This is a genomic window from Deltaproteobacteria bacterium (assembly GCA_019310525.1).
In the GTDB taxonomy this organism is placed as follows: Bacteria; Desulfobacterota; DSM-4660; order Desulfatiglandales; family HGW-15; genus JAFDEE01.
Window position 1 is genome coordinate 1 of sequence record JAFDEE010000063.1, and the last position, 16,153, is coordinate 16,153.

General features: G+C 53.7%; 11 protein-coding genes. 2 read left to right on the forward strand and 9 right to left on the reverse strand.

Annotated elements, in window-relative coordinates; all coding sequences use genetic code 11:
- The first annotated feature begins 600 nt into the window (after positions 1-600).
- Positions 601-2,103, forward strand: a complete 1,503-nt coding sequence (locus tag JRF57_11860) for a PLP-dependent aminotransferase family protein (protein MBW2304394.1) — start codon at positions 601-603, stop codon at positions 2,101-2,103.
- Positions 2,100-2,855: a radical SAM protein gene (locus JRF57_11865; GenBank protein MBW2304395.1), complete on the forward strand. Its 756-nt coding sequence runs from the start codon at positions 2,100-2,102 to the stop codon at positions 2,853-2,855. The genes JRF57_11860 and JRF57_11865 overlap by 4 nt, the downstream gene beginning before the upstream one ends.
- Before the next feature lie 546 nt (positions 2,856-3,401).
- Here JRF57_11865 and JRF57_11870 read toward each other — a convergent pair.
- The 9 genes from JRF57_11870 to JRF57_11910 all read right to left on the reverse strand — a co-directional run bounded on the left by JRF57_11870 (position 3,402) and on the right by JRF57_11910 (position 16,135).
- A complete protein-coding gene (locus JRF57_11870) occupies positions 3,402-5,342 on the reverse strand; it encodes a response regulator (protein MBW2304396.1) in 1,941 nt (646 codons plus the stop codon).
- A gap of 241 nt (positions 5,343-5,583) precedes the next feature.
- On the reverse strand, positions 5,584-7,353 hold the full coding sequence (locus JRF57_11875; protein MBW2304397.1) for a transporter substrate-binding domain-containing protein: 1,770 nt from the start codon (positions 7,351-7,353) through the stop codon (positions 5,584-5,586).
- A 36-nt stretch (positions 7,354-7,389) separates the two neighbouring features.
- Positions 7,390-8,802, reverse strand: a complete 1,413-nt coding sequence (locus JRF57_11880; GenBank protein ID MBW2304398.1) for a PAS domain S-box protein — start codon at positions 8,800-8,802, stop codon at positions 7,390-7,392.
- A 356-nt stretch (positions 8,803-9,158) separates the two neighbouring features.
- Positions 9,159-9,782: a DUF4276 family protein gene (locus tag JRF57_11885; protein ID MBW2304399.1), complete on the reverse strand. Its 624-nt coding sequence runs from the start codon at positions 9,780-9,782 to the stop codon at positions 9,159-9,161.
- Between the two features lie 8 nt (positions 9,783-9,790).
- Positions 9,791-10,957 (reverse strand): AAA family ATPase, encoded by a 1,167-nt coding sequence (locus JRF57_11890; GenBank protein ID MBW2304400.1) that lies wholly within the window; start codon positions 10,955-10,957, stop codon positions 9,791-9,793.
- An 801-nt stretch (positions 10,958-11,758) separates the two neighbouring features.
- On the reverse strand, positions 11,759-12,964 hold the full coding sequence (locus JRF57_11895) for an amidohydrolase (protein ID MBW2304401.1): 1,206 nt from the start codon (positions 12,962-12,964) through the stop codon (positions 11,759-11,761).
- Between the two features lie 12 nt (positions 12,965-12,976).
- On the reverse strand, positions 12,977-14,725 hold the full coding sequence (gene ilvD, locus JRF57_11900) for a dihydroxy-acid dehydratase (GenBank protein MBW2304402.1): 1,749 nt from the start codon (positions 14,723-14,725) through the stop codon (positions 12,977-12,979).
- A gap of 405 nt (positions 14,726-15,130) precedes the next feature.
- Positions 15,131-15,592 (reverse strand): tRNA (N6-threonylcarbamoyladenosine(37)-N6)-methyltransferase TrmO, encoded by a 462-nt coding sequence (gene tsaA / locus JRF57_11905; GenBank protein MBW2304403.1) that lies wholly within the window; start codon positions 15,590-15,592, stop codon positions 15,131-15,133.
- Positions 15,593-15,643: 51 nt separating this feature from the next.
- Positions 15,644-16,135 (reverse strand): LEA type 2 family protein, encoded by a 492-nt coding sequence (locus JRF57_11910; protein ID MBW2304404.1) that lies wholly within the window; start codon positions 16,133-16,135, stop codon positions 15,644-15,646.
- Positions 16,136-16,153 lie beyond the last annotated feature (18 nt).

Sequence of the window (16,153 nt, forward strand, 5' to 3'; positions counted from 1 at the left end):
TCACTGAAATTGTGGGGACAATTCAGTATAGGGGTAACAATGAGTCGTTCAAATGGCAAAGCCTTTGAACTCTGACCATGCCCAAAGGGCATGGATTTTAATGTTCAATTAAAAATTTTATTATTTCATATTGGAAATGGATAGTAACCGCCTTGATATTACCGTTGATTGGATGGGTCTGGGGAATATATACAAAATAGTACAATAACAAATCATTCCATAAGATGGGACAAACAGAACGCTCCCGGTGGATTAACAGTGCTTACGGCAATCCCTTCTCGATACGGATGTTCTCGTTGATTTTTTCCGAGATTACAGCAAGGCGGTGACCTTGGTCAACGCCCAACCTATTGCACATCACGAATTTCACACCCCAAAATGAAGCTTCTCGCTGCAGGCGGCGGGGTATCTTGAGCGGAGTTGCAACGAAGTGACCGCGTCATTCCTTCCCGTACCAAGCCACCAGGTAGCCTGGAGATGACGAAAAAAATTGGCTGAGTGATTTTTTCCAATAATTGGTGGTTGCAGCCCCTCTGATTTGCCGCTACCCTGAGGCCGATCCTGTTTGAAGGGCTTTTCCACGCCGGGAGGTACGACACCATGACACTGCTAATCAAGCTGAACCCAAAGGCTAACATCCCCATATACCGGCAGATAATGGATCAGATCATAGGACTGATCGACACCGGTGCTTTGAAGCCGGGGGCGCATTTGCCCTCTACCCGGGATCTGGCCCACAAATTGGGTCTCAATCGCTCAACCGTGTACAGGGCCTATCAGGAACTCTGGGCCCTGGGTTATGTGGAGAGCCGGCCGGGATCCTACTCTACGGTCCGGAAACGGACCCGGATCGTGTCCGGCGATCTGCCCCGAGAGGACGGTGTGATGGACTGGCATCAAAAATCCACGCCAGGCGGCCGAGCGCTCTATGAAAGCCTGGCAGCCGAAACCACCCTGATTCGGTCTGCATCAGGGTCGGATCTCGTGAATTTTATGCCCCTTTCACCGGACAACCGCCTGTTTCCGCTGGATGATTTTCGCAAGTGCATGAACCAGGCCCTGCACGAGGAGGGGACGGACCTACTCCAGTACGGCGATGTCTTGGGATACGGCCCCCTCAGGGCATTTATCGCCGAGAGGATGCAGCAGCACAGCGTGTCCGTCTCGACAGATGAAATCCTGATCACCACCGGGGCCCAGGGGGCCATTGAACTCCTCTTACACTTACTGACCGAGCCGGGGGCCGACGTTGCCCTCGGGGCCCCCACTTATTCCAGGGCCATTGCCCTGTTCCGGTTGTTCAAGGTGAACATGGTGGAGGTCCCTGTGGGCCATGATGGCATGGATCTGGATATGCTGGAGGGTCTGCTTCAAAAAACGCGGCCACGATTCGTCTACACCATTCCTAACTTTCACAACCCGATGGGTATCACTACGGAGCAGGCCCATCGGGAAAGACTTCTTGAAATTTGCGAAGCGTCCCGGGTTCCCCTGGTGGAAGACGGGTTCGAGGAAGAGATGAAATATTTCGGGAAGACTGTACTTCCCATCAAGTCCATGGATCATCGGGGCGTAGTTATCTACCTGGGCACCTTTTCCAAGGTCCTTTTTCCCGGTCTCCGGATCGGCTGGGTGGCGGCGGATAGGGGCTGCATTGAAAGATTGGCGGCGATTCAACAGGCCCAGATCCTGTCGGGCAACCTGTTGGGCCAGGCGGCCCTGACCCGGTTCTGCCGATCTGGACGCTATGATATGCATATCAAACGCATGCACCGCATATACCGAAAGCGCATGCAGGTGGCTCTGAAGGCCATGAAGGAGGCCTACCTGCCGAATCAGGTCCTGTGGACCCGGCCTGCGGGCGGGTACACCCTCTGGATAGAGCTGAACGGTCTCGACATGGAGGATGAGACCTTGTTCCGTTTCATGGCTGATCGAGGAATTCTGATCTCGCCTGGCAGCCATCATTTTTGCAACCCACCGGACCGCCTCGGCTTTCGAATCTCAATCGCCCACCTGGAGGAGACGGACATCCAAGAGGGAATAAGCCGTCTGGGCATGGCCCTCTGGGACCTTTACGAAAATGCAAGGAGACGACCATGACCATTCCTCTCAAACACACAATCATATACGGCCCGGTCAATTCCAGGAGACTGGGTTCTTCCCTGGGGATCAACATCCTCGGCAGAAGCAAAAAACAGTGCAGCTTCAACTGTGTGTACTGCCAGTACGGATGGACAACGGACATCCCTTCGGAGGATGCATGGGACCAGGCCCCCGGGCCTGATGCCGTCCTCACGGCCCTTGAGGATGCATTGAGGCGCCTTCCCAAACCGCCCCAGTACATCACCTTCTCTGGGAACGGAGAACCGACTCTTCATCCGGCCTTTCCGGAAATTGTAGACAGAGTTCTAGATACGCGGAACCGGCTTTCACCGGACTCCAAGGTCGCAGTGCTCTCAAACAGCTCAACCATCACACGTCTTAAGGTGCAACGTGCCTTGTCCCGGCTGGACGTTCGTATCATGAAACTGGATGCGGGGACCCAAGAGACGTTTCATCGTTTCAACCAGAACGTGATCGGACTATCCCTTGAGGAGGTCGTTGCTGGATTGCAATCCATGGGGGATGTCACCATCCAGGCCCTGTTCGCCAAAGGCCCTGCCGGAAATTTTTCCGAACCCGAGGTCCAGGCCTGGATCAACCGTTTGAAGAGCATTGCTCCGACATCGGTCCAGGTCTACACATTGGCTCGGGGCTATCCCTCAGACGCCATCTCGCCTTTGAGCCGTGAAGAACTGGAAAGTATAGGCGAGGTCCTGAAACAGGAAGGGATTCCCGGCAAGGTCTACTAACGCAGAGTGTGGAGGATGCCGTGTACCTCAGCTCATTATATGTTGAATGGATGCTCAAGGAGCGAATCAGGTGTGTTGGGGGCGACGAGGAGAGGTCATGCAAATGGAGGGACTCAAGGACGCAAAACCGGCACCTCCCCAAACGCTTCAAAGAGAGGTTGGGGGACGGACTGATTCGCCTGGGCTGCCGGTTGAACGGCAGGCCGTTCACTACCGTAACCGGTCCTGTGTGCGAAAAGGGACGCTGATAAAAAACGCATCTTCATCCATGCAAAGCACCTGGATGTCTACTATGGGAAGGTCAGGCCCTTGTTTTTTAAATCGGTCAAATTTTAACATGTCATGAAGTAGTTCGAAATTTACAGTATACAGCTTTGTAACCTTTACCTCTCATTTATTTCTGATTTTGGATGTGTTCTCGGCCTTAGCAGCAACTGCCGGATAATGAGAAAGACGTCCACCGCGCAGAGCAAAGGACGTAAGAGCGGCCAGTCCTTCCCATATGAAAAAACGGTGTGAAGGCGGCCGGACCTCTAAGGGGCTCTCTTATGTCTCGCTGTCGACCTGATCCAGTACCTTGCGGACCTTTCTCCCCAGTTCATCCAGCGTAAAAGGCTTCGGAAGGAATGGCGTCCCTTTTTCCAAGACGCCCCCATGCACAACGGCATCGGGGGCATATCCGGACATGTAGAGCACCTTGATCCCGGGTTTCAGGGCCGAAATCCTTTCATAGAGTTCTCTGCCATGCATGACAGGCATAACAAGGTCGGTGAGCAGTAGGTGGATTTCGTTCCTGTGTTTTTCGGCCATGGTAATGGCCTCGCCCGGCGCAGCCGCCTCCAGGACCCGGTATCCCAGCCTTTCCAGGATCGTCCTGGCAAGCTTGCGGACCTGATCTTCGTCTTCAACAAGCAGGATGGTCTCCTCTCCGCCCTTAAGGGCTACCTCCCCGGACTCCACCGGTTCCGCCTCATCGTCTCCCGTGTACCGGGGGAAGTAGACCTTCACCGTCGTCCCCTTGCCTTGCTCGCTGTAAATGTTGACAAATCCTTTGTTCTGCTTGGCGATGCCGTATACGGTGGAAAGCCCGAGACCTGTACCCTTCCCCTCTTCCTTTGTAGTGAAAAATGGCTCGAAGACGTGCTCCAGCGTCTCCTCGTCCATACCGAAACCCGTATCGCTTACTGCCAGCACCACGTATTCTCCGGGCAGGCAACCCGTGTGTTTGTCCTGAAAGGTCTCATCCAGGGTCGTGTTACCCGTCTCCAGGGTAAGCCTCCCCCCGTTGGGCATCGCATCCCTTGCATTTACAGCCAGGTTCGCCACAACCTGGTCCACCTGGGACTGATCCAGGTACACGGGCCAGAGATTCGGGGACGGTGAGAATACCAACTCGATATGCTCTCCGAGGATTCGCTTCAGCAGCCGTTCCATGTTTTCGAGTTGTACGTTGAAGTCCAGCTTTACCGGCTCAATGGTCTGTCGCCTGGAAAAGGCCAAAAGCTGGCGGGTGAGGTCTGCGGATCGTGCCGCGGCTTCAGAGATCTGTGTCAGATCGTGGAAAAGGGGATCCATGGGCTTGAGCCTGGAGAGGGCAAGATCACAATATCCCCTAATAACACTCAGCATGTTGTTGAAATCATGGGCCACACCTCCGGCAAGTCTCCCTATGGCCTCCATTTTCTGGGCCTGAAAAAGCTGTGCCTCAAGCTTTTTTTGCTCTTCTTCCCTCTTTTTGCGTTCAGTGATGTCAACGAAACTCCCTTCGCAATAGAGAATGTTACCTGAAGAATCCTGCACCGCCCGCGCATTCATGCGTACCCAGGTGATCTTGCCGTCATACCTTCTCAGGGGCAGTTCCAGGTCCTGGACTACTCCATCACGGGTGATGAAATCCCTGAAAAGCGTTTGATCATCAGGATGGGCACATAATTCGTGAATCCTGACTTCATCCAGTGGTTCTTCTTCGCCTATTCCAAGGATCCTCCGCCCCGCCGGATTGAGGTCCAGGAGGCGGCCCTCAGGGGTTGAACGAAAAAGCCCGGCGGGGAAGTTTTCAAACAACCGACGATATCGGGCTTCGAGTTCCAGGGTGGCCAGCCGCTGTTTGCTTTTTTCAAGCACCGCGCGGACGGCTGCGGGAAGCCGCTTGATATGCCTGATTGACTTAAGCACATAGTCGTCCAGACCGGCCTTCATGGCCTCCACCGCGACCTCCTCGCTTCCAGTGCCGGTAAACATGATCACGGGCATATCCGGAAAACGATTCTTGACCGATTCCAGCACATCGAGCCCTGTTGTCCAATGAAGTTGATAATCCGTTATGATCAGGTCGAAGCCTCCCTTTTCGATGGCCTCTTCAAAGGCCTGCTGATCCTTTATCTGGACGATACGCGGGTCATCGAACTCGCGACTGAGCTCTCTAATCATCAGCAGACGGTCGTCCGGATTATCGTCAATGAGGAGGATATGCAACGTTCCCGACATCGCATGTCTCCTTTCTCGCGGATCATTTCCCAGCCAAAAATACTTCCTGAATGGAGAGGTCCGCGAACCGCATGAGGGTTATCAAAAAGTCGCTTCGTGGTCCCTTTACTTTCGCTTTCACGATTCTGCTCCAGTCGGCAGAATTTTTAAGGATCCGACCGACGATCTTCCGCATCCTGTTGATCCTACAACTCCAACCGTATTACCCGGTATGAGTTGACTTAGGATCCACGGATCCATCTCAAGCCTTTTTCAAATCGACCCAGAAGCGGCTTCCTTCCCTCTTCCCGGGCTCCAGACCGAAACGGCCTTCCATCCGTTCCACCCCCCTTTTCACAATTGCGAGACCCACCCCCGTCCCCTCATAGGTTTCTATCCCATGGAGGCGCTCAAAAATCCGGAATATCCGCTCCCGGTGCTCGGCAGGAACACCAATACCGTTGTCCTCCACCCAGATCCGAACCCGATTTTCTTCCACCTCCGGCCGTATCCTGACCCGAGGCCGCACACCGGGCGCAACGAACTTGATCGCGTTTGAAAGGAGATTAGCCAAAATCTGCTCCAAGACCAACGGGTTCCCATAAACCTCGGGCAACGGCCTTGCCACATCCATGACCGCCCCACGTTCTCTAATCTCTGCTTCCAGTTGTGCCAGAACGCGGTCCATTACCTGCTCCAGACTCACCCTGAAAAGTTCGACCTTCATGCGGCTCAGACGACTGTATTGCAGAAGATCCTGGATCAAGACATCCATACGCCTTGCCGAAGCCGTAATACGCCGGGCGTATTCCCTGCCCTCTTGACTCAGCCCTTCGGCATAATCCTCCAGGAGGGCCTGAGCAAAACCCTCCATCGCACGGAGAGGTGCTCGAAGGTCGTGGGATACGGAGTAAGTGAAGGCCTCTAGTTCCTCGTTGGCTCGCTCCAGTTGCTTTGATGTCCGCTCCAGGTTCCGGTTGGCCCCCTGAAAGTCTTCGAGAAGATTGGCCAGGGCCCGGTTTAAATGCTCTACTTCCCGTACCCGGGCCTGAAGTTCAGCGGTCCGTTCGGAAACTGTTTGTTCCAACTGCTCGCTCTGTCTTCGCAGCCTTTCCTCAGCCAGGTTTCTGGCGGTGATCTGTTCCTCCAACTCTCTTGTCCTGGCGCGCACCTGGGCCCTCAGGAAAAAATTACCCGCAAGGAAAAGCAGGACCAGGCTCCCGGCGCCACCCAACACCCACCAAAACCACACCGGGAAGGTTGGTTTGCCGCCAACCCCGAACCATCGGTTCATGGACCGGTAATAAACCGATCCTTTATCCTCCTTAAGGGTCATCAGATACCGATCGATGGTGGAAGCAATGTCCAGGTTTCTTCCCTCCGGGACGGCGAAACGGAGCTCAACCGGGCAACAGATGACCGGGCTGCGGAACACATTAAAGTCTTTCTCATGCAACAACCCGTAAAGCCGTGTGATCAAGGCCGCATCAGCCTCCCCTTGTTCAAGGATCCTGAACACCTGGGAATAGGTCTCCACTTGAACAAAATCACTCTTGATCCCGAAGCGGCGTAAAATGGAGCGGAATCCTTTGCTATATACGTCTCCCTTGAGGACTGCCACTCTTTTTCCGGAAAGATCCAAGATGGACTCTATACCGCTGTTTATCTTCCCGGTATAGAGCTGTCCCCAGTTTGAAAGCAGGGTCTCGTTGGTGAAATCGAACCTCTCGTCCCGTTCTTCCGAGTAAGCAATACCCACCAGCAGATCGATCCCGGCCTTTTCCAACCGATCCAGGCATTGTGCCCATGTCCCGTGAACATATTCGATACGCCATCCTTCTCTCTCAGCGATGGTTTCAAGCACATCAATATATAATCCCTGCACTTTTCCGTCCGAATTGGTGAATACCAGGGGTTCATTTTCGTAAACCCCGACCTTCAAGGTCTTATCGGCGAAAAGGGTTTTCTCTCCACTGAACGGAAAGAAGAACCAGGGGAAGAATAAAAGTATGGTCAGAGTCCTTTTCAGCACCAGGCTTCCCTTGCCTCCCAGTCCGGGCCACACTCTTTATATCCTCAAGGGATCATCCGCCACGGGTTCCATTCCAGCCTCTCGGATCTGTGCCCGAAGCCGGGCGATGATTCCCTTGAGTTCCTTCATGCGGACTTCTCGATCCGCCATCAAATCGACCATTCGGCGCAGGTCCCGGGTTCGCTCCTTTACCCGCTGTTCGAGTTCGTCCGCCTGAGCCCTTACCTGCTCATAAAGGAGTGCATTCCGGATTCCAACGGCCACCCCATCTGCCAGGGTCTCCAGAAATTCGGCCTGGGATTCGAAGTCTCGCTCCGTTCCACAGGCCACACCCAAGATTCCGACTACTTCCGCTCCAGCCCGTAGAGGCAGCGCAGCGAAGCTGCAAAGTCCCGCATTCTTGCACTCGTCCAGGGTGCAACGCGGATCCTTGTGGATATTCCTTGAGTAAACCGGTTTTTCCTCTTCCAAGGCCAATCCGCAAAGGCATTCCCCGACATGATGTATGGGTATTTCCTCGAGGAGAAAAGGGGAATCTTCCGGACCCATGCCTTTAAGGGTCAGGACGTCTTGTTTCTTCAGGAATACCAGAGCCAGGTCCGGAGAGGCGGCCGCAAGAATACCATGAAGGGCCGCCTCGATAACTTTGTCCAGGGAAAGGCAGGAGCTTACTTCGGTACCAAGGAGGTTGAGAGCACTCAGTTCGAGAGACCGTTGCCGGAGTTCTTCCTCGGTCCGCTTCTGATCCGTGATCTCCTGCATGCTCCCTTCGTAATAAAGCAAATGGCCCTTGTTGTCGCAAACGGCCCGGGAATTCTCTTCAACCCATATAACAGCACCGTCCCTCCGACGCAGTCTCACCTGGAAGCGATGCACCGATTCCCCCTTTTTTATCGTCGCTTGCCAAAACCTGCGATCCTCGGGTTCCACGAAAAGGTCAGCCGGTCTGATCTTCACCAGGAATCGAGGATGGGAATACCCCAGAAGCCGAGCCGTGGTCATGTTGGCCTCAAGAATCCGGCCCTCCGGAGTACAGCGGTAAAGGCCCAATGGGACATCGTCAAACAGGCGACCAGGGCGCCCGTGGAATTCAAAAGACATTTTTCTTGTATGCAGGAGCGCATCAACCCGGGTCATCAGTTCATTTCTCCCGATGGGCGCAAAGATCAACTCGTCCACCGTATGGCGGAGGTGGCAGGCAATAGATTCAAGATCGCTGCGGGGAATAACGAGCAGAAAGGGAAGGAAAACGGGTTGCGCGGTCTCCTTGAGGTTTCCGATATTTCGTATATAGCGCTTTAAGGCCGTACCGTCCACGATACCCAGGTCGAAACCTGCAACGCTCTCATCAGGCGTCCCTTTCGTCACGACCTGGAACCTTGCCCCCAACCATTCTTTGAGGAGGGCACGGTGTTCCTTGTGCTCCAGGAAAAGGGCGATGCGTTCCATGCGATTCCTCCGGTCGTCCCTGGGTAAACCGGTAGATCAGCATCCGGGGGACTAGGAAAGCATGATTTACGCATTCATAGTAAACGGGCAGCTTGTTTGGCTGCGGTTTGCAGGGGCATCCTGATGAAAAATCCCTGGATACCCTTTCAGACTACAGCAGGCTGTTAAAAAACAACTTCACTCGCTACGTTTTTCAACAACCTGCCAGGAGTTTGATATCCAAAAAAAGACGACCGGGGCTATAAGGTCAAGTAAAAACAGACAACTTTTATCGAGCAGCAACGCCCAGCAGTCGCATCGCCTAGAACCCTTTTGGGCCCAGGCAGTCCGACACTGATATTTGGTTTTCCTCAACATCAATAATCTGATAATTCCTTATTCAACTTGACTCTCAGCCTTTCCGCCCATGGAGACTTCTTAAAAACCTTGTCAGGATCAAGCAGTTCAAGAATCTTGAAAGAATGGGCGCCCTTTCTGTATTCACCCTTTTGCGTATGGTGAGTCGAATTTTCCAATGCATCAAAAAGCTGTTGTTTCTCAACTGTTTCAATATCTGGATTGCCGGGCAGGGCAGTGGACTGGTAGTTATTGCCGAAAAAATTCTGCAAGCACTGCCGGTCAGCCAGGAACCACGCTTCCATGCATTGAACCATCAAATGGGCCTGTTCATCGTCTGAATTTGCCGGTTGCTCCCAGCAGTCAAGAGCATGAAGATGTCCCCATGGATCGAAATGTCCTGCCCGCTGATGCTGAGATTGAACAGGAGCTTCACTATCAACCAGCAACAGCGGCAATTCTTCGTTGGTTGCTGTCCCTACGGCCGTACAAAAATCATCATAGGTGGAACCACGCGAGCCACAGGCGACGATTCTCGGCATTCTGCCTTTGAATCCGGCCTTTTCAAAGAACTTGGAGAAAGCCCTGCGGCATTCGCGTTTAAGCTTTGCATGGTCTCCTCCGCCTTCCACGTAAATTTTAATCTTTCTGCTCACCAGCGGGTCCCTCCGATTTCTCCCTTGCGCCACAATTCTCCCAGGCTGTATTTCTTAAGCCAGTCCTTCAGTTGTGTCGCATCCAGTCGTTTCATAGATGTGCATCCCTTTTCCTTTTCACATACAAGTATCGATTCAGGAATCTCAGTCAATTCGTCCACAAGCACATCGGAATGGGTGGTAACGATAAGCTGAGTACGTTTAGAAGCTTCTTTAAGAAGCGTTCCCAGCAGCGGAATTATATCTGTATGAATGCCCAGTTCAGGCTCTTCGATACAAACCAGAGGCGGTGGAGATGAATGACACAAAATTGCCAAAAGGCAAATATACCGGATCGTTCCATCGGAAAGCCGCGTGGCAGGAATGGTGTAGTTTCCTTCTTGCAAAAACAGCTGAACGGTTCCGCCTTCCACGCTGATGTCAAAATCCTCTATCCCCTCATAGAATTCAGCAAGATACTTGAGGATCTCTTTTTTGACTGCTGGTTTCCTGCGGAGCTGATTCAAAACCAAACCGAGATTCAAGCAGTCCTCACTCAAAAAATCATTCGGGGCATCAACCGCCTGGGGAAGGCGTAATTCAGCCTTTCTCCCAAAAGTCCATTCGCGATAAATTTTGATTCTGCCGAACTGCTCACCAAGCCAAGTCAGCTCCGGATATTGATCAGGATCTTTTCGTTGCGCCAGGATGGATTGTTGCGGATCCACATCCTCCCGTTGCAGGCTTCTGTGTTCTTCCTTGACATTGATAACCGGTTGGCCGCGCTGATAACGATAAAAGAAATAAGGCTCTGTTTCACCTGGATCAAGGGATTCATTTTCCAGCCGTTCATCGACGAGTTCAAAACGCTGGCCGGCTTCCGTAAAAGACAAGGTGTATCGCAGGTTTTTTGAGCCTGTGGGCGGATTTGAAACAAGGACTTCTATTTCGGCGACAGGTGTTTCTTCAGCCCCTTTCCAGAGCCAGTCACGAATACCGCCTCCCTTGCGAACCGGAACCGCCAATTCCCTTGGAGCTGACTGTAACAGAGAAACAACCTCGATCAGATTAGACTTGCCTGAACCATTGGGGCCGATCAACACATTGAGCGAACGAAGAGCGATTTCTCCACAATGCTCACCAAAGGAGAGGATATTTGACAGCTTTATTTTTTTTATCAACATCTTTGTTCTCCTTATTCCAGCTTCCAGGGCTTATCAGTATCCTCGTCGGTTTTATACTCCGCCAGCCAACTCTTTCCGAATGGTTTGAATAGATTTCTGTTCAAATCATCCCCTTGTTAATAAAACCTCAGCAAGTTAGGTTTAGTTTTTCTATGTATGGTGTACCGGGTAATTGCACATAGACGTTGAAGCAGAAGATTTCAGCCATCTGCCTGCATCTGAACCTCGAACACACCGGCAGGATTCCATGAAGGTACTGATCATATCACAATTTCTCCGATTTCATGATCTCCCGCTGCATGGCAATTCGTATGATCTCGGAATTTTCAATCTTCAGTTTGCGCATTATTTCCTCCTTTCTTCTCTGAAAGGATTTTAATATATGTATTTATTATGATATTGAAAACAGGAGTCATTGTCAATGAAGCTCCCCGCTGCTTGAGGCGGGGTATTTTTAACGAAACTGCGATGAAGTCAATCCGCCCGCCCTCTCAAAAAAGCGCTTCAGCACACATGTGCCCCCCCATTTCTTCCTGCAGCAAGCTACAGGGTTTCATGGTGAAGGCAAATGAATCGGCCCGAAAACCAGTCGTTACACGATGGAGCCTCACAGATAAACACGTGGGGCTCCAAAATACCCGTCTTCGCCTTCGGCTACGCGGCGGTTATCCGCCTTAGGCTTTGGGCGATATCACGCCGTAGCACAACAATTGTTTGCACATTCATCTACGGGCGAGCCCGTAGTCTTCTGCGAAGGCGGATAAAGGACAAACAGGGCGTAAAAGTCCGTGATCTCCTCTTTCAGCCGGCAAGATCATTGGGATCCAGATGAAACTGGAGGGCCAGGAGCACTTCCAGGGCCATTCCATAGACCATGCATTCCTCGTCCACATCGAACATGGGATTATGACACCTGGCGGTGATGCCCTTCTTCTCGTTCGCACAACCCAGGTTGATGAAACACCCGGGGATTTCCCGGCTGAAATAACCGAAGTCTTCACTGCCCATCATCGGAGGCTGAGGGAAGAGCACCTGGTCTTCTCCCACGAGGGACCGGGTCGCCGACAAGGCTCTTTTGACGGACTGTTCATGGTTAAAAGTCACCGGGTACCCTTCCTCGTAAGAAAAAACATGGGAGGCCCCCTGGGTGGAAGTCAAACCATCGAGCAGGGCCTGGATCTTTTCCCGCACAAGGGTCTGGACCTCGCTTTTCAGGGTCCGCACGGTTCCGGTCATAGTCACCTCGGGAGGGATGATGTTATCGGCCGTGCCCCCATGAAACCGGGTGACAGTGACCACGGCAGATTCCAGGGGATCCACGTTCCGGGATACAACGGACTGAAGAAGCGTAACGAATTGGGCCCCGAGCACGATGGGATCGATGGCGAAGGACGGCTGAGCCGCATGGCCTCCCTTTCCGACAATGCTGATCCGGAAACGATCCGCCTGGCTAAGGAAGGCACCGGGAGAGATCCCGAAATGACCGGCCTCAAGACCCGGCCACACGTGAAGCCCGAAGATCTCATCCACTCCTTCGAGCACCCCGTCCTCAACCATGGCCAGGGCGCCGCCCGGGGGACTTTCTTCGCTGGGCTGAAAAACCAGGCGCACTGAGACCTTGAGTCGATCTTTCATTTCTGACAGCACCCGGCCTGCTCCAAGAAGTATCGCCGTGTGAACATCGTGGCCGCACATGTGGGCCCTCCCTTTGATCCTGGAACGGTAAGGGATCTCGCCCAGCTCCTCCATGGCCAGGGCGTCCATGTCCGCCCGAAGGGCAATACGCCTCTCCGCCCCCGGCACATCAATGTCCCCGACAACCCCGGTTTTTCCTACTCCCCGGGTCACCTTCAATCCGATCCTTTCAAGCTCATCAGCCACGACCCCCGCCGTTCTCTGAACCTCGAAACCCAGTTCGGGGTGCATGTGGAGATCGCGGCGGATCTCAACAATATCCGGGAAATGATTCCTGCATCGTTCGAAAACACTCGAGATCAGTTCTTTCATCAGATCCTCCCATCACATATTCAGCACCGCGCCGGTGTCTGCCGATGTCACGTATCGGCTGTACCTGGCAAGCCACCCCCCCTTCACCTTGGGGATAAAGGGCCTGAGTTTCTGGATACGCCGTTCTATTTCCTTCCTGCTCACCACCAGGTCCAGGGTTCCCTTGGCCGCGTCGATCCGTACCCGTTCGCCTTTCCGGATCACAGCTATGGGGCCACCCGCAGCCGCCTCCGGTGAAACATGTCCCACACACAACCCCCGGGTCCCTCCCGAAAATCGACCGTCAGTAATCAGGGCGGCCCTTATTCCCGCCCCGGCAATTGCTGCAGTAGGGCTGAGCATCTCCTGCATCCCGGGTCCACCCCTGGGGCCTTCGTACCGAATCACCACCACATCGCCATCCTTGACCTTCCCCTTGAGGATCCCATCCAGGGCCTCTTCCTGGGATTCGAAGATCCTCGCCGGTCCCTCGAAGACCATCATATCGGGGTCCACCCCCGCCGTCTTGACCACCGCCCCTTTTGGAGCGAGATTCCCGAAGAGGACCGTCAACCCCCCCGTACTGCTGAAGGGCTCCCCGGCCCTTCGGATGACGTCCCCGTCAGGTTTCGGCGCCCCTTTCACCAGATCTTTCAGGGTTCCCTTGAGGGTGCGGGCATCCAGATCAAGACCTGCCTTGGTGTTTTCGGCGATTTCCCGTAATATGGCCGGGATTCCGCCTGCCCCATGGACGTCTTCTATGTGTACTTCAGGCCGGGATGGAGAAACCTTGCAGATACACGGAGTTCTTTTCGAGAGGGGATTCAACCTTCGTATATTGTACTTGAGACCGGCCTCGGAGGCCAGTGCAAGGGTGTGCAAGACCGTGTTGGTGGACCCCCCCATGGCCATGTCACAAATGAAGGCGTTCTGGATGGAAGAGGTGGTCAAGAGATCCAAGGGGCGGATATCCTCCTTGACAGCGGTCTTGAGGACCCTTGCCGCCTCCTTGACAAGGGCCAGCCTAGCCGGGTTGAGCCGGGTCTTCGTCTTCTTCTTGTCGGCCCAAACCTCTGCCGTGATGGTTCCGTTCCCCGGAAGCGCAAAACCGATCACCTCTCCCAGGCAGTTCATGGAGTTGGCGGTAAACATTCCGGAGCAGGAACCACATCCCGGACACGCCATGCCGGCCAGACGTTCCAGGGCCCTAAGGGAAAGGTCTCCTACGGAATAGCGTCCGATACCCTCGAAGATCGTGATGAGGTCGGATCCGTCCTTACCGGCGAGCATGGCCCCCCCGGAGACGTAAACCGCAGGGATATTGACCCGAACCATGGCATTGTACATGGCCGGAACAATCTTGTCGCAATTCCCGAGCCCGATCCATCCGTCGCAGGGATGGGCTCCCAGGATGGTTTCGATCTGGTCCGCAATCAACTCTCGGCTCGGCAGGGAGTATTTCATGCCGAAGTGTCCCATAGCGATCCCGTCACAAACAGCACCTCCGATATTGGCATGCCAGACATTGAAACCCTGACGTTTAAGCTCCTTCTCCAGTACGCGGCCCAGTTCCTCCAGGTGGGCATGGCCGGGGATGTGATTGGTGTAAGAATTAATAAGGGTGACAAAGGGCTTTCTCCGGTCCCTAAAGGATCGAATCACTCCCGCCCCCTTCATGAGGGCGGCCGCAGGAAGCATGGAGGTGCCCTCGGCCACGATGCGGCTGCCCCGGGCACGGATGTTTTCGATCCCCTCGTTTATAAAATGCTTTTTTTTCGGCATATAATCCTCCTTTCTTATCTCGACACCCCCCAGGGGAGAAGAGCCTTCAAAAGTTTATGGGGGGAGCGGGTGTATATCTTTATCCCGGATTATGCAATTGCCAAGTTTGCCGAAGATGCAAGGCCGCAAGGCGCGAAGACGTACTTTTAGTACTTCAAGCGCCTTACAACGCGGCAGATTCGGCAAAATCGGCAATCCCGAAGGGTGACAAATTTTGAATAGATCTGATGTTTCCTTACTGCACCTTTTCGGTGAATGTAATCAGATCTGGAAAGATGTCCAACACTCTATAATCATTAAATAAATGACTTCTTTCAAAATTTGTCATGCATAATCTGGGTTTATGTTTTTCAGAATCACAACAATGGTGCCGGCCTTCGTTCGGCGGGGAATCGAAGGAAAGACTCACTCCCTTGCCCTGGAACCCCATTCCCGGGCCTTCCGCCATCCCACAGATGCGCCCTGTACCGAATCGATTCCAGAGGAGTATGGTTTTATGTCCACCAGGGGCGAACCGTTCAAGGCGTCCATGCCCCGCACATCGAGCATTCTGCCGTGCCGCTTTAGGAGTTCAACGACACAGAATCCGATGGGATTAGGGCGGTTGGGAGAACGGGTGGCAAAAACACCGTGGATCTCGGGCCCCCAGGGGGTCCGGGTCCGGAGGATGCTCCTGTCCCCTTTATGCTGCCAGTAAAGAACGATGAGGTGGGAGCACTGGTCGATATCCAGCAGACCCTCCTCGAATTCCTCGAAAACCTCGAGGGTACTCACTTCATCCCTTTCCCGTCCCTGGGGCGGTGCATCCTCAGAAGACTCGTAAGGGGAATGGACCACGCCGATCCATATAAGCCGGTGATCTTCCATATCTCTCCTTTCCATGGATCAGTGTGCCGGAAAAGCGGCCGGGGGCCGGTCTCAGGGATTGCGAAGGCCCCTAAGGGAGAACTCGCCGCTGACCTGAAAAGGAATCACGGACGGCATTAGAGTGCCTCCCTGGATGCGGAGTCTTCCCTTGATCACATATTGGACCTTTTCCCTGTTCTGCAGGCTCAGGAGGCTATAGAGCATTTCAACCACTGAGGAATACACCTGAATGGGAACAACAGCCGTCCCAAAGGGCGGAATCGTTCTTTTTGTATCGGTTACCCCTGATGCCAGCCTGGTTCCGTTGATCTCCAGATCGCAATGCATCCCGGTGATCGCCAGTTCGAGGTCGTTAGGGTTGATGACCCTGACCAGGAGCAGGTACACGGTTTCAAGGGCCTTGGCTTCCTTTACCTCGATATCGACCAGGCTCACGCGCGGAGGAATGGGCTTCGGTCCGATACCCGCACAACCCAGGGACAGGAGCAAGAGCAGGCCTGTAACAGGCCATACCATGTGGGGGCCTTTACTTCCGGCGCTCATTTTTCCCTCCAGCAATGG

Coding starts and splice junctions, on each gene's coding strand:
- JRF57_11860 (MBW2304394.1), top strand. CDS start 601: ATGACACTGCTAATCAAGCTGAACCCAAAGGCTAACATCCCCATATAC.
- JRF57_11865 (MBW2304395.1), top strand. CDS start 2,100: ATGACCATTCCTCTCAAACACACAATCATATACGGCCCGGTCAATTCC.
- JRF57_11870 (MBW2304396.1), bottom strand. CDS start 5,342: ATGTCGGGAACGTTGCATATCCTCCTCATTGACGATAATCCGGACGAC.
- JRF57_11880 (MBW2304398.1), bottom strand. CDS start 8,802: ATGGAACGCATCGCCCTTTTCCTGGAGCACAAGGAACACCGTGCCCTC.
- JRF57_11890 (MBW2304400.1), bottom strand. CDS start 10,957: ATGTTGATAAAAAAAATAAAGCTGTCAAATATCCTCTCCTTTGGTGAG.
- JRF57_11895 (MBW2304401.1), bottom strand. CDS start 12,964: ATGAAAGAACTGATCTCGAGTGTTTTCGAACGATGCAGGAATCATTTC.
- ilvD (MBW2304402.1), bottom strand. CDS start 14,725: ATGCCGAAAAAAAAGCATTTTATAAACGAGGGGATCGAAAACATCCGT.
- tsaA (MBW2304403.1), bottom strand. CDS start 15,592: ATGGAAGATCACCGGCTTATATGGATCGGCGTGGTCCATTCCCCTTAC.
- JRF57_11910 (MBW2304404.1), bottom strand. CDS start 16,135: ATGAGCGCCGGAAGTAAAGGCCCCCACATGGTATGGCCTGTTACAGGC.